Source organism: Planktothricoides raciborskii GIHE-MW2 (assembly GCF_040564635.1).
Taxonomy (GTDB): domain Bacteria; phylum Cyanobacteriota; class Cyanobacteriia; order Cyanobacteriales; family Laspinemataceae; genus Planktothricoides; species Planktothricoides raciborskii.
In genome coordinates, this window is the sequence record NZ_CP159837.1 from 4283862 (window position 1) to 4297421 (window position 13560).

Below are 13560 nucleotides of genomic sequence, written 5' to 3' on the forward strand. Positions count from 1 at the left end.
CGGCTCAGTTAGAGCGGTTTTTGGCTCAGTTTTTAGTCGTTTTAGATCGTCGATAGATCAGTTTTGTCGAAAAATAAATCAGCCAAAAATATCAGTAAAAAATATGTAAATTTTTGAAAAAGTATTGGCATTTTTGTGATAAATGATTAAAATATAAAAAGCAAAATTTATTTTGCAACGATCGCCCCGAACAACTGAATATATCATTCAAAACTTAGGAGCATATATATGATGAATACGCGATCGTTAGCCAGCTTTTTCACTACAGCCGCGCTAACTTTAACGACCGTAGCCGCCTTCCAGTCACCGAGTAAAGCGGATAACACTACTTTCCACTGCGGAGTTTGGGTGACAGGGCCAAATGCAGGTGTTCCCGTCACTTTCGCTCAAACCCCTATCGGCGCGATTCCGATTATTAATTGGGTATCCCATCAGTTCAGCGATTCTGGCTATACCCCAGAACGCCGTTGTCAGGAAGTTTCAGGGCGATTCCAAAGTGCTTATAACCAGGGGACTTTGAATTACATCACCACTGGGTATAAAAACGGGCAGCCCGTGGTTTGCACCAGCAGCAATAATGGCGGACCTTGCAGCATGGTGTTATTCACTCTGAAACCGGGTAGCGACGCCAGTCGGACGGTTCAGCAGTTATTCGATATCCGCAACTTGGCCGCTGGCCCTTTGAATGAATCAGAAGGAAAGGTTTATCTGGATATGAACGCCTTCTTGGAAGGGTCGTCACCAGTAGATGCCAGTCAAATTCAAGGGGCTGGTGGTTCAAACGCTTCGTCCCCAACTCCTTCGCCAGCACCAGGGGCGACTTCTCCGAGTCCGATGCCTCAGCCCAGCAGTGGGGGTGGTGGAACAGCTTGGTAGATTTCGTTTTTTGTTTTGCTATGTCGCAAAAAAGATCCTCTGCTTGTGCCACCAAGCGAGGATCTCCAGAGATGAAAAGCAGAGGATTTAGGCCGCTCGGATATGCCAACGAATTCCTCGGCTTTTCCTAGAAGCCGGGGAATTCTGATATCCCAGCGAAGTCCCCGGCGGTGCCAAAACAGAACTTACGCATTATTTCTATATATCGAAGATATCGAAGGCTTGGTATTGAAGGTTTGACTCGCGATCGCTCCTAAAATTCAGCGCTTGATAGTTAATACGGCGTAAGTTCGGCAAAAGCCGGGGGCTTTTTTATGTTGAAAGTAACTTATCACAGTTTAATGATGAATTTTCTTTGGCTATCGACAGCGGCTTGTTTGGGTACGGTTTGCTTGGCTTGGCCATCACAGGCACAACCATCGGTTTTTCCTGAAGGCTTTTCGGAATCGACAGAGACAGAGCTTGCGCTTGGGGAAACTTCGGCGCAGGCAAGCTTTGATGCTACTAGGCTTTACCAGGTCGCCCGGTCTATTTCGGTGAAGGTTTATACCGGCTCTACCAATGGTTCCGGGTTGATTATTCAGCGCCAGGGGTCGGTTTATACGATGGTGACAAATCGTCATGTGCTGACTCCAGGGGCTCCTTACCGAGTGGAGACGGCGGACGGTCGGGTGTATTCGGCTGAGGTGCTGGAAAATGTGGCTTTCGGCGGCAATGATTTGGCGCTGTTGCAGTTTTCTAGTACCCAGGATTATCCCGTAGCTTCTCTGGGGGCGGGGGCAAGTTTGACAGTGGGCGATCGCGTCTATGCCGGGGGATTTCCCAATGGGGTCGATCCGTCTCAGGCTGGGGGCTTTGTGTTCCGGGATGGGACGGTGACGTTGTTGCCCGATCGCGCCTTGGAAAAAGGCTATCAACTTGGGTTTAGCAATCGGATCGATAAGGGGATGAGCGGCGGGCCGTTGCTGAACGATCGCGGTGAAGTCGTGGGGATTAACGGAATGCACGCTTATCCTCTGTGGGGCAATCCTTATATATATATAGACGGTTCCGAACCGAGCGCGGCAACTCGTGAGGTAATGGTGCGCTCTAGTTGGGCGATTCCCATGGAAACTTTGGTGCAGTTGGCAGCGGGTTTGTCCTTAAGGCATTCTGGCTTATCCGCAAATTTGCCCACTAATCCCTCCGCAGGGTTATGGCCAAATTCATCAGGCAACCTACCAGCAAATTCATCGGCCAATTTGCCGCCAGTAGCTTGGGGAGGTTTTGGTCAAGGAATCGGGGGAGATACTGGATTACCCACTGAGGATGGCTTTTTGATTCAGCCGTTGGACGAAACATTGGGGGGAGATAACGGGACTGGTCTGGGGGCAATTTCGCCGTCAACCAGTAACGGTCAACGGTCAATCATGAACAATCAACCATTGGCACCATTACCTCCCAACCCAGATAGTTTCTTGAATCCACAAATAAATCCGCAACTCAGCCCGCAATTAAGCCCGCAACGGAACTCGCAGCTAAACCCACAACTAGGGGGAACGCTTTCTACGTCCGATGGCTTGTTAATTATGCCCCTGGAGTCGGGAACGGAGAATAATTTCTCTAATTTTGCCCCAGAGGTGGCGTCTCCTCAGTTGGCAAATCCATCTGGACAGACTGCTTGGTAATTAGGGGGAGATGAGGGGATGAGGAGACCGCCGACGGCGGAGGGGCGGAGGGGCGGAGGATCTGAGGAGATGAGGAGATGAGGAGATGAGGAGATGAGGAGATGAGGAGATGAGGAGATGAGGAGATGAGGAGCAGAGGGGAGAGTGAATAGTGAATAGTGAATAGTGAATAGTGATATTTTTTCAACTTTTAACTTTTCACTTTTAACTTTTCACTTCTCCCCCGCTCCTCTGCTCCCCCGCTCCCCCGCTCCTCTGCTCCCCTGCACCCCCTGCTCCCCTGCACCCCGTCCCTGGGAATAAAAGAAGAAAAGTAAGAATAAGAATGAAAAAGAGGTAAGCCATGAGATTTCCCTACGAACTTTCTGCCGCACTGATGGGAACTACAGCGGCGATCGTGATGTTTCAGCCGCAAATCGCCCAAGCTTTAACTGTGGAAGAACTGTCTCAACGAGCTCGAGAAATTACGGTTTTAATTAGAAATAATGAATCGGCGTCTGGGTCTGGGTCTGGGGTGATTATTGGCAAAAGTGGAGACAGTCCCCAGGTCTATTATGTCCTGACTGCTTATCATGTGGTTCAAGATCGAGAGTTAGGAAAAGAAAGGGGATATACAATTGTCACCCCAGGCAAAGAAGATAAGGCAACTGAAGAAGTTATCCTCGATTATGCTACGGTTCAACAGTTAACGGACGAGAATGGGGAACTGGTGGATTTGGCAATTTTGCAATTTACCAGCGATCGCGATTATCGCATAGCGACCTTGGCTAATTATGACTTAAAATCTCAAGTAGGCAGCAATACTTCTCAATTGGTTTTTGCCTCTGGTTGGCCTGCAGGAAGAGAAGAAGCACAGCGATTATTTAGCCCAGGATTACGAGTAGGCAAAGATTTGGCTGCGGCTTTAGCAAATCGTTCAAGTCAATTAGGTTATGAGTTACTTTACACCAGTATTACTTACCCCGGTATGAGTGGTGGCCCGGTATTGGATGCTAATGGCTATGTGATTGCGATTCATGGTCAGTCAGAAGGGGATCGAGTCAATGAAGTTGAAGCCGGAACTAATGATTTTCGGGTTCGTTCAGGATATAGTATGGGAATTCCCATTCAAACTTTTTTAGGTCATCAAACCGCCCAAGAAATTCAAACCGTTTTACAAACAACTACGGAAGCACCGAGGAATGTAAGTCGGGAAGATGTAGCAGCGTCTTTGACTTCTCTTGTGCCAGAAACTCCTGAAGGTGAACGAGCAGAAGATCCTCGCGTATGGGTGAATTATGGGAATGAATTGTGGCGCATTGGGGATGTTTTTAAGGCTACAGGAAATCAAGAAGGGATTAAATACCAAAATTATGCGATCGCGGCTTATGATAAGGCGGTAGAAAAAGCCCCATCTTTCTATCAAGCTTGGTTGGCGCGAGGCAATGTGTTTACTGATTTAGGAGACTTTAAAAATGCGCTGATTTCTTATGAAAAAGCTATTGAGACTTTTCCTTATGAGCAAACTCGTGAAAATTACCAAAATCCGAAGAAAGAAGAGGAGAAAACTCAGGCTGAACGGGATTTAGATTTATATGCTAGTCTGTGGCGCTATAAGGGCTTAGTTTTATCTAAGTTAAACCGCTATGATGAAGCATTGGGTGCTTTTGAAAAAGTATTAGAAGTTAATGAAACTGACTTTGTGGCGGTAGATTTAAAAGGCTTTGCCCAGATGGAGTTAGGAGAAAATGAGACAGCTTTAGCATCTTTTGAACGGGCAATTGAGCTTAACCCAGAATATCTTTTCGCTTGGGTTCACAAAGGTGATGCTTTAGCTAAGTTAGACCGTTTACCTGCCGCTGTTGCCGCTTATGAACAGGTGTTAAGAATTCAGCCAAATTATTATAATGCTGCTTTCCAACGGGCTGATGTTTTGGCCGAATTTTTACGACAAAATGGAGAGACTCCAGAGGCGTTGGCGGACATTTTGGCGATTAATTTGGCACAGTCTGATGGTTTACACCGGCTGGGTTTAGCCCAATTTGGTTTAACAGACCGAGAAGGGGCGATCGCTACTTTTAGCGAAGCAACTAACCGTAATCCTGATGATGCCGCTGCTTGGGCAGCGAAGGGGTTAACTTTAATTGTGGATAACCGCTATGCCGAAGCCCGATTAGCTTTTGAAAAAGCCCTAGAAATTAATCCTGAAAATGCAGCAACTTTAGATGCTTTAGCAATATTAAAGCAGCTAGAAGAGTTAGATGATTCACAGTCAGGTTTGGGAGGGGTATCGCAATGATATTTAAGCCTGTTTCCCGTGAGACGGGAAAACTTACCGAGGGCGCGATCGCCTTTATATCTATTTTGGCGATGCAAATGTTTAGTCAGATGTTTAGTCAGAGTATTTGCGCCCAAGAATTAGGCCAATTTGTTCAATTTGCTCCCCCAGATCCTCCGAATGTAGAAACTCCTACCAGGGGCGAAACATCACGGGAATCATTAGAACAAGAGTGGTTATTGCCTCTTCCTCCTAAAGTAGACGTTACGGTGCCCCAACAAGTTCAAGGAGTTGGTTCACAACGTCGCGTTGCCCCCAGTTCCAGTATTCTTTCTCCCACCGCTTTTACTGCGCGTTGGGGTCAAGCTTTTACCGGGGCAGGGTTTCAAGAAAGAACCAGATTTACTGATAGTTCTGATGGGGCAATATCCACAGGTTTTGGGGTCGGCGATCCTCGGAAAAACGTAGCTTTTCAAACCACAATTACGGTCTTGGATTTATTTAGTAACCGGGATTATGATGACGGTTTTATGAAGCGAGGTAGTTTTAGCTTTAAAGCCGGTCGAATCGTTGCTAATAATTGGATGGTTGCTGTGGGCATAGAAAACGCTATTGTCTGGGGTTTTACCGATGCGGGAACTAGCGTTTATGGGGTCGCTTCGAGAACATTTAACCTTAAAGAAAGTACCGCCGACCCTTTAAGTAGACTGACGGTTTCTCTGGGATTAGGTAATGGGCGATTTCGCACGGAAGATGATTTTAACGATGATACAAATACGGTCAATATTTTTGGCAGTGTTGGTTTAAGAATTGCCCAACCTGTTTCCGCGATCGCGGACTGGTCGGGGCAAGATTTATCGTTAGGATTTTCTGTTGTTCCATTACCAAATATTCCCCTGGTAATTAGTCCAGCATTTACCGATATTACTGGCAGTGCGGGGGACGGAGTTCGGTTCCGGGTGGGAGTTGGTTACAGCTATTTTTTCTAGGAATAAACCTTCAAAAACCGGGTTTCTGTTGTTTAGGCAAAAATACACTTTTTTACCCAGAAAAAACCCGGTTTTTCTAAAAAGCCGATGGCGGTTTTAAGGGGGGTTGGGGGGATCGATCCGTCCTGTTTGCCAATGCAGGGGCGAAGCATTCCGGGATAAAAGTTAATCGGTTAATCCACAAATACCTGCGGGAAAGGGCGAAGCATTCCGGGATAAAAGTTAATCTGCTAACCGATAAATAACTGCCGGAATGCTTCGCCCCTACGGGTTGGAAATTTTGAAATTATTGTCGCGACTCATAAAGCCATGAAAATGCAATTATTTTTATTTAGAATAAGTTTGGTTTTACTGTTAGGAAATATTAGCCTGTTACTACTGGTATCAAAAGCATTGTCTTCAGATGCAGGAAATTGTTCTGATTGTCCTATTCCAATTATTGAACCACCACCGCCACCACCACCACCACCAGTAAAACCAATACCAGTAACTAACCCAGTAACTAACCCAGTAATTAATCCAGTAACTAACCCAGTAACTAACCCAGTAACTAACCCAGTAACTAACCCAGTAACTAACCCAGAAATTAAGCAGCCAAATGTAAACAACAATGGTACTGAAGATTATCCTTTTGAACTGCTGCCTGAAGCAGACTCAGAGGGATCAGAGGGAACAGAGACAGAAACCGCCGAAACCGCCGAAACAGAAACCACAGAGGCAACCGAAACCGGCGAAACTTCACAGGCAACACAGCCAACTCCAATAAACGCCCCAGGAGATACTGTTTCCGCGCCGCAAGTGGAATTTGCCCCCGTTGGAGAAGTGGGCTCACCGACACAAGTTGTCGCAGAAGCCGCGATCGCGCAATTAGGGGCGGGGACTTTTGGCAGCGGTGACGGTGCGGGTGGTGCTGGGGGTGCCTCCATTCCGGCTTCCGTGCAACAGGCGTTAAGCACCTTGTTAACTGGAGACCCTACCACTAAATCCTTATTTGGCGATCCACTACTAAACCCTTTAATTCGGGCGTTAGGACAGGGAGGGGCGGGACAATTATCCGCGTGGAAACTGGCAGAAAGTTTGCTGGGACTATTGCGCGGTGGCAGGGTAGATGCAAAAAAACTTTTGGCGGCTGTAGCTGCTTACAATGCTTTAATCAAAGCCAGTAATGACGAATTCTTGCTCAACCCACCGGCAGAATTAGTCGCCATTCGAGCGGTTCTGGCTGAATTAGTCAGTGCAGCGGAGGCGGAATTCAGAACCCCCGACTAAGAGGACTTAGAAACCGGGTTTCTGGTTTGCATCCCAGAGATAATTGTGATATCCCGAAAAGAAACCCGGTTTCTGGGCGATCTGCGAGGACAAAGAAACCGGGTTTCTTGTTTGCCACCCACAGATAACTTTGATATCCCGAAAAGAAACCCGGTTTCTGAACCCCCACGAAGAACCTAGAAACCGGGTTTCTTGCTTGGATCCCACCGACAACCGTAATTTTCACGACAGAAACCCGGTTTCTGAACCTACCCCAAGGACCTAGAAACCGGGTTTTTTTTGCCGCCCACAGATAACTTTGATATCCCGAAAAGAAACCCGGTTTCTAGACTATATCTGTTATCCTAAAATTTCCGCTACGGTGAGAGCAATATCGGGAAAAGCTAGGCTAGAAATGCTGTCATTTTTACGGCAATATTTAATTTCTTGATATCCATTGGCTGCCGGTTGCCGATAAATTTCTAATCGCTGTTCAATTAAATTTACTAACCAAAGTTCAGTGATTGCCGCTGCTGCATATAAGGGTGCTTTTACTTCGCGATCGTAAACTACGGAAGAGTCAGCAATTTCGATTAATAGTAAGATATCTTGGGGTTGAGGATGAGCATCAAGATAAAAATCATCCCGATAGGAAACTATGGCTAAGTCCGGTTGCGGTTCTGATATATCATCCCCCAAAAATATCGGGTTTTGAACGCTAATTAAAGCATTTTGTCCTAACTTTTGAGAAAAAAGTTGGGTGAGTCGGCGCACAGAAGCAGCATGACGAGAACCAATGGGGGACATTTGGATAATTTCTCCTTTAATTAATTCAATCCGCTCATCTTCTAATAAAATACCTTTTTCAGCTATTTGATGATATTCGCTGATGGTAAATTTGCGGGTGTTAAGTTTAATTGCCATGACTATGTTCTCTTGTTTTTGTGATATAATAAAGAGAGGAAAAAAAACCCGTTTTCTGGTTTTTATCCCATAGATAACTGTGATATCCCGAAAAGAAACCCGGTTTTTGCCCGGTTTCTGGGTTATCTGCGAGGACTAAGAAACCGGGTTTCTTTTATGCCACCTACAGATAACCGTAATTTTCACGACAGAAACCCGGTTTCTGAACCCCCACGAAGAACCTAGAAACCGGGTTTCTTTTATGCCACCTACAGATAACTGTGATATCCCGAAAAGAAACCCGGTTTCTGCCCGGTTTCTGGTTATCCTACTTTTCTAATAATAATGTAACCGGCCCGTCATTTTCAATTTCTACATTCATCATTGCCCCAAATTCGCCAGTTTCTATTTTTAATCCACTCTGTTTTAAGCGGTTGACAAAATTATGATAAAGTTTTTCTCTGAACCCCCACGAAGAACCTAGAAACCGGGTTTCTTTTATGCCACCTACAGATAACTGTGATATCCCGAAAAGAAACCCGGTTTCTGCCCGGTTTCTGGTTATCCTACTTTTCTAATAATAATGTAACCGGCCCGTCATTTTCAATTTCTACGTTCATCATTGCCCCAAATTCGCCAGTTTCTATTTTTAATCCACTCTGTTTTAAGCGGTTGACAAAATTATGATAAAGTTTTTCGGCGATTTCTGGAGGCGCGGACATATCGAAGGAGGGACGGCGACCTTTGCGACAGTCTCCATAGAGGGTAAATTGACTGACTACTAGGATTTCTCCACTAATTTCTAATACGGATTTATCCCACCTGCCTGCGGGTTTTTCTGGGTCAGGAAATAGCCGTAGTTCTAAACATTTTCGCGCCATCCATTCGAGTTCTTTTTCGCTGTCAGTTGGGGCAATTCCTACGAGTAAGTTTAATCCTTGGCCAATCTTACCAATGATTTGGCCGTTGACGGTGACTTGAGATGATTTGACTCGTTGAAGGATAACGCGCATGGTTGGTGGTTGGGGAACGGGGAACGGGGAACGGGGAACGGGGAACGGGGAACGGGGATAAGGGGCAGAGGGGATAAGGGGCAGAGGGGATAAGGGGCAGAGGGGATAAGGGGCAGAGGGGATAAGGGGAAAAATTCTCCCCTGCTCCCCTGCTCCCCTGCTCCCCTGCTCCCCTGCTCGATTGGCGGCTACCTTTAATTATTATTTACCAAAGCCTTTTGCCCGGGTTTTTGAGGGGAGACAAATGCAGTTTTCTAGCTGCGATCGCAGGGTGTCATGGTCGAGGTTTTGACCAATGAGAACTAGCTGATTTTTTGGGGCATAAGGCCATTGATCGTCATCCATTGTAAAGCGTTTGCCGCTGAGGTGGAAAATATGGCGGCGATCGCTTTCATCAAACCATAAAATCCCTTTCGCCCGAAACACTGATTCTGGCAATTGGTTATCCAAGAAATATTGGAATTTACGCACAGAAAGGGGGCGATCGCATTGGAAAGAAAGGGAAGTAAACCCATCCATTGCCAAATGATCGGAATGGTGATGATGGTGATGATCATGGTCATGGTCATGGTCGTGAACGCAATGGCCGTGGTCATGGTCGCATTCAGTATGATCCTCATGGTCATGGTCGTGGGCGCGATCGTGGGCATGGTCATGGTCATGGTCATGGTCGTGAACGCAATGGCCGTGGTCATGGTCGCATTCAGCATGATCGTGATCGTGGTCATGGTCATGGTCATGGTCATGGCTATGACTGCGATCGTGGGCTTCTTTTTCTTCGGCGGCATCGAAATATTTATCCGACTCAAATAAACCCACACTCAAAATCAAAGGCAAGGGAACTTTTGCTTGAGTGGTTCGCAAAATTCTGGGGTCTTTTTTAATCTCATGCAGTCGGGTTTCTAACGCATCTAATCGGCTGGGTTCAACCAAATCAGATTTGTTTAATAAAATAATATCACCGTAGGCAATTTGATTGTAAGCGGCTTCACTATTAAATAGATCCACACTGAAATTTTCCGCATCGACTACAGTAACAATAGAATCCAAGCGAGTTAAATCTCGGAGTTCGGTGCCTAAAAAGGTTAAAGCTACCGGCAACGGGTCAGCTAACCCGGTAGTTTCTACTACTAAATAATCGATTTTTTCCGAACGTTCTAAAATGCCGTAAACCGAATTCAGCAAATCCTCATTAATGGTGCAGCAAATACAACCATTACTGAGTTCTACCATATTATCTTCGGTGGCTACAATGAGTTCGTTATCGATGCCAATTTCCCCAAACTCATTAACTAAAACGGCAATTTTTAGGCCAGTTTGGTTGGTTAAAATATGGTTCAGTAGGGTAGTTTTACCACTGCCCAAAAATCCGGTAATAATAGTGACAGGTAAGCCTTGTTTGGGGGCATCCATTGTCAGAGGTTCTGTCAGGGTCGTTTCGGGTTTAATTGCTGATTGCATAGGGTTGTTATTTGATGGTTCTGGATATCTCAAGAGTTGACTGTTGAACGAGAAGCCGAGAATGGGGAACAGCTAAAAAAGTGTTCACTGATTCATTTTAATTGAATCAGGAGGCATTGTCAGGGATTGATTTTGAATTCTTGGCGAAATGTCTTGATGGTGTGGGGCCCCCATCGGCCGCCATCGGCCGCCATCGGTGTGTGGGGTGTGTGGGGAGCCGCCATCGGAGCCGCCATCGGAGTGTGGGAAAGAGAGAGTGTGGGGTGTGGGGGGAAGAGAGAAAAGAGAATAGAGAAAAGAGAATAGAGAATTTTCCTATGCATCCTATGCATCCTATGCATCCTATGCATCCTATGCATCCTCTCTTCCCCTACACCCTACACCCTACACCCTACACCCTACACCCTACACCACCGCTTCCCTTACAGAACAATACCTGGCCAATTTTCCATCGGTTGAGTAGATTTTACTAGGTTCATTCCGGCTTGGGCAAAGCGCTGAAATGCGGCATCCGCTTGGTCGGTGAAATCAATCACCCCAGGGACAACTACCGGGGAGGTGCAATCTTCTAATAAATAGACTTTTTTGGCTAAATTTGGGTCGATCGCTGTGATTTCTGTGAGTAAATCATCGATTGTCCAGGCTACACAGTGACTTTTGGCTTGACCGGCAATAATTATTACATCAAAGTCTAATATTTTTTGGATCAGACGAGTATTTTTTTGCGCGATCGCCTGACCATCGGGTCCTTGCAAAACCTCTGGACGGAGTACGGAATAATTCTCGGTTAAAGGATTGTTCCCTTTAATTTCAAACATAGTTTGACTTTGCCGTGCAATATTGTGGAAAAATACCGCTTCTTCTACGGCGGAGACCAGGGCGTGACCAATGCCCCCTAACATAGAATGATAAGGCCAAATAGTCAGAGGAAACTTACCATCTTGACTCAGCTTTTGCACATAATGTAAAGCATATTTTTGCAAGAGGGAATAATTGTCCTCATTCAAGCTACCAGCTAAACTATAGGCGACGGCTGGATTAACTTGCCAAACTCCTGTTTCTACATCGGCTAAAGTAATCATCGTGGCAGCGGGTGTGGGATGTTCTCCGGCATGATTTACCCAAAAAATTGGATGAAAAATCTGCATGGCGGTGTGAGTATCTAGGGTGGGGACAATACTGCTAATAAACCCTAAATTACGATAAATAAACTCACACAAACGGACATTATCGTCTACTGCCCCAGTACCACTGCGATCGCCCACAAATAATTCAAATTGGGGAATACAAAAGGTGTTTTGCACATCGATCGCCACTAAACAAATCCGAGTTTTATCTTCGGCTGCGGGTTTAATTTCATGGTCTTTTGCCCAAGTTTTTGCCGCCGCTGCCAGGTCTTGATAATTTACCCGCCAAACTTCACCAACTTGGCGGCGATCGAAGTGAGAGGGTATGGGTAATTGAGGTTGATTTGTCATGGTTTTTACCTGTTCCTAGTTATTTTTAGTTCTTGGTTGTTGGTGATTGGTTCGCTGGAGGAAAATAATTACAGGAAATAAAAGGCGATCGCGTTAATGATCGATTATAAATGATTAAATAACTGATAATATTTTTATCTTGACGAGATTTAAAGGTAATTTTATTGTACAGGCAGCTTGATTGTTTATTGGTAATTGGTTATATATTTAAATATTGCTAATTACTAATTGCCAATATTTATTGGGAAAAAGACGGCTTTCTAGAACACCAAAAAGTTAGCCGTGACCACATATTATTAAAATTCTTAAACTAAATTATTAAAATAACAAATTTTTCTGAAAAAAGGATTATAATAGAACTAAAAATAAATCTATTAAATTTTCTGGGGGCTAACGGCCATGACTAAAGTTAAACACCCAGTGGTTTCTAAGCTATCGCAAATAAAAGATCGGTTAATAAAAAATCCAGTGGTTCACGGCATGGGAAATATAGTCATTGCTTTAATAACTCTTTCTCGTGAATTTTATATTGCCAATCACACCTTGCATCAAGATCATTCATCTGGGAATCATCGCCGGATGCGACATACTTAAGGGACAAGAAACCGGGTTTCTTTAAGAAATGCCTGCCTACCCACCGAACCCTACATAGAAACCAGAAACCCGGTTTCTAACCTCTCCCGGTTTCTAAACCCCAGGGACAAGAAACCGGGTTTCTTTAAGAAATGCCTGCCTACCCACCGAACCCTACATAGAAACCCGGTTTCTAACCTCTCCCGGTTTCTAAACCCCAGGGACAAGAAACCGGGTTTCTGCGTAAACTTTTCGCCCTCAAGCAGAGATTTAATTAAGAAACCCGGCTTCTAAACCCCAGTGGTGCGTTACGGCTGGAATAGGAGTTAATTGTTTATCCCTAAAATTGTTTGCCAGCCTAACACACCCTGCATTTAAGAAACCGGGTTTCTGGAATCGCGCAATATAAACTCCGCGATCGCTAAATCAACCGGCGTTGTCACCTTTAAATTAGTCTCTTCTCCGGCCACAATTTTTACTGGTAAACCGCACTTTTCAAATAACGCCGCATCATCGGTGACTTCCCAACCGTTTTGTCGCCCGCGATCGTGGCAATCTTTTAATAATTTCACGTCAAAACCTTGGGGAGTTTGGGCAGCCCATAAGTGGCTACGGTCAGGGGTATCCACAATTACATCCCGGTCATCGACTACTTTTATCGTATCTTTCACCGGAATCGCCGCAATCAAACCGGGACATTGGCGCAAAGCGGTCGCACAGCGATCGAATAAGCCCGGACTGGCCAAACACCGCGCCCCATCGTGAATTAATACCCATTGGGCGGCTTCCGGCAGCGCTTGCAAGCCGTTATACACCGACTCTTGGCGGGTGGCACCGCCGCGAATCAGTTTTACCGGCTTGGTCAGGGATAAACTGGCCAAAATTTCCTGAAAATCCGGTTCATCCTCCGGTTGACCCATAATCCCAATCCAGGTAATTTGCTCGGAAGCCTCCGCAGCTTTTAAGGTCCAAGCCAAAATCGGTCGATCCAGTAACTTCAGCAGTAATTTATTGCGGTTACTGCCCATCCGCCGTCCCATCCCCGCAGCGGGAATTAATAAATGCACAGCGATTCCTCAAAAGCAAAACTATCAC

General features: G+C 45.6%; 12 protein-coding genes. 6 read left to right on the top strand and 6 right to left on the bottom strand.

The features are described 5' to 3' along the window. Positions 1-228 precede the first annotated feature (228 nt). From ABWT76_RS18320 to ABWT76_RS18340, 5 genes are all read left to right on the top strand, one after another. Positions 229-876, top strand: coding sequence for a COP23 domain-containing protein (locus ABWT76_RS18320; RefSeq protein ID WP_072160922.1), 648 nt, complete (start codon positions 229-231; stop codon positions 874-876). Between the two features lie 314 nt (positions 877-1190). Continuing rightward, entirely contained in the window at positions 1191-2543 is a 1353-nt protein-coding gene (locus ABWT76_RS18325) for a serine protease (protein WP_354634739.1), read from the top strand. A 343-nt stretch (positions 2544-2886) separates the two neighbouring features. Further along, positions 2887-4821 carry a tetratricopeptide repeat protein gene (locus ABWT76_RS18330; RefSeq protein WP_354634740.1) on the top strand — a complete coding sequence of 645 codons (1935 nt, stop codon included), beginning with the start codon at positions 2887-2889 and terminating at the stop codon, positions 4819-4821. Further along, positions 4818-5789, top strand: a complete 972-nt coding sequence (locus tag ABWT76_RS18335; protein WP_354634741.1) for a hypothetical protein — start codon at positions 4818-4820, stop codon at positions 5787-5789. Before ABWT76_RS18330 ends, ABWT76_RS18335 begins: the two co-directional genes overlap by 4 nt. 309 nt (positions 5790-6098) lie before the next feature. Next, a complete protein-coding gene (locus ABWT76_RS18340) occupies positions 6099-7058 on the top strand; it encodes a hypothetical protein (RefSeq protein ID WP_354634742.1) in 960 nt (319 codons plus the stop codon). A 339-nt stretch (positions 7059-7397) separates the two neighbouring features. Here the strand turns inward: ABWT76_RS18340 and ABWT76_RS18345 are convergent, their stop codons facing one another. The 5 genes from ABWT76_RS18345 to ABWT76_RS18365 form a co-directional block, all read right to left on the bottom strand. After that, the gene (locus tag ABWT76_RS18345) at positions 7398-7961 is read right to left on the bottom strand and encodes a Uma2 family endonuclease (RefSeq protein ID WP_054469695.1); all 564 of its coding nucleotides are present in this window, start codon (positions 7959-7961) and stop codon (positions 7398-7400) included. A 307-nt stretch (positions 7962-8268) separates the two neighbouring features. Then, positions 8269-8442: a D-aminoacyl-tRNA deacylase gene (locus ABWT76_RS18350; RefSeq protein ID WP_375341527.1), complete on the bottom strand. Its 174-nt coding sequence runs from the start codon at positions 8440-8442 to the stop codon at positions 8269-8271. A 64-nt stretch (positions 8443-8506) separates the two neighbouring features. After that, complete coding sequence (gene dtd, locus ABWT76_RS18355; RefSeq protein WP_354634743.1) at positions 8507-8953, bottom strand: D-aminoacyl-tRNA deacylase; 447 nt, start codon at positions 8951-8953, stop codon at positions 8507-8509. Positions 8954-9154: 201 nt separating this feature from the next. Further along, a complete protein-coding gene (locus tag ABWT76_RS18360) occupies positions 9155-10414 on the bottom strand; it encodes a GTP-binding protein (RefSeq protein WP_190877908.1) in 1260 nt (419 codons plus the stop codon). A 422-nt stretch (positions 10415-10836) separates the two neighbouring features. Further along, on the bottom strand, positions 10837-11892 hold the full coding sequence (locus tag ABWT76_RS18365) for an isochorismatase (RefSeq protein WP_190877910.1): 1056 nt from the start codon (positions 11890-11892) through the stop codon (positions 10837-10839). 399 nt (positions 11893-12291) lie between these two features. On the opposite strand from ABWT76_RS18365, the gene ABWT76_RS18370 reads away from it, so the two are divergent. Then, a complete protein-coding gene (locus tag ABWT76_RS18370; RefSeq protein WP_156332052.1) occupies positions 12292-12486 on the top strand; it encodes a hypothetical protein in 195 nt (64 codons plus the stop codon). A 353-nt stretch (positions 12487-12839) separates the two neighbouring features. Here ABWT76_RS18370 and ispD read toward each other — a convergent pair whose 3' ends face one another. Then, a complete protein-coding gene (ispD, locus tag ABWT76_RS18375; RefSeq protein WP_354634744.1) occupies positions 12840-13532 on the bottom strand; it encodes a 2-C-methyl-D-erythritol 4-phosphate cytidylyltransferase in 693 nt (230 codons plus the stop codon). Positions 13533-13560 lie beyond the last annotated feature (28 nt).

Bases quoted from the DNA above. Each gene is read 5' to 3' on its own strand.
- dtd (WP_354634743.1), bottom strand. From the start codon at position 8,953: ATGCGCGTTATCCTTCAACGAGTCAAATCATCTCAAGTCACCGTCAAC.
- ABWT76_RS18345 (WP_054469695.1), bottom strand. From the start codon at position 7,961: ATGGCAATTAAACTTAACACCCGCAAATTTACCATCAGCGAATATCAT.
- ABWT76_RS18335 (WP_354634741.1), top strand. From the start codon at position 4,818: ATGATATTTAAGCCTGTTTCCCGTGAGACGGGAAAACTTACCGAGGGC.
- ABWT76_RS18330 (WP_354634740.1), top strand. From the start codon at position 2,887: ATGAGATTTCCCTACGAACTTTCTGCCGCACTGATGGGAACTACAGCG.
- ABWT76_RS18340 (WP_354634742.1), top strand. From the start codon at position 6,099: ATGAAAATGCAATTATTTTTATTTAGAATAAGTTTGGTTTTACTGTTA.
- ABWT76_RS18365 (WP_190877910.1), bottom strand. From the start codon at position 11,892: ATGACAAATCAACCTCAATTACCCATACCCTCTCACTTCGATCGCCGC.
- ABWT76_RS18320 (WP_072160922.1), top strand. From the start codon at position 229: ATGATGAATACGCGATCGTTAGCCAGCTTTTTCACTACAGCCGCGCTA.
- ABWT76_RS18325 (WP_354634739.1), top strand. From the start codon at position 1,191: ATGTTGAAAGTAACTTATCACAGTTTAATGATGAATTTTCTTTGGCTA.
- ABWT76_RS18370 (WP_156332052.1), top strand. From the start codon at position 12,292: ATGACTAAAGTTAAACACCCAGTGGTTTCTAAGCTATCGCAAATAAAA.
- ABWT76_RS18360 (WP_190877908.1), bottom strand. From the start codon at position 10,414: ATGCAATCAGCAATTAAACCCGAAACGACCCTGACAGAACCTCTGACA.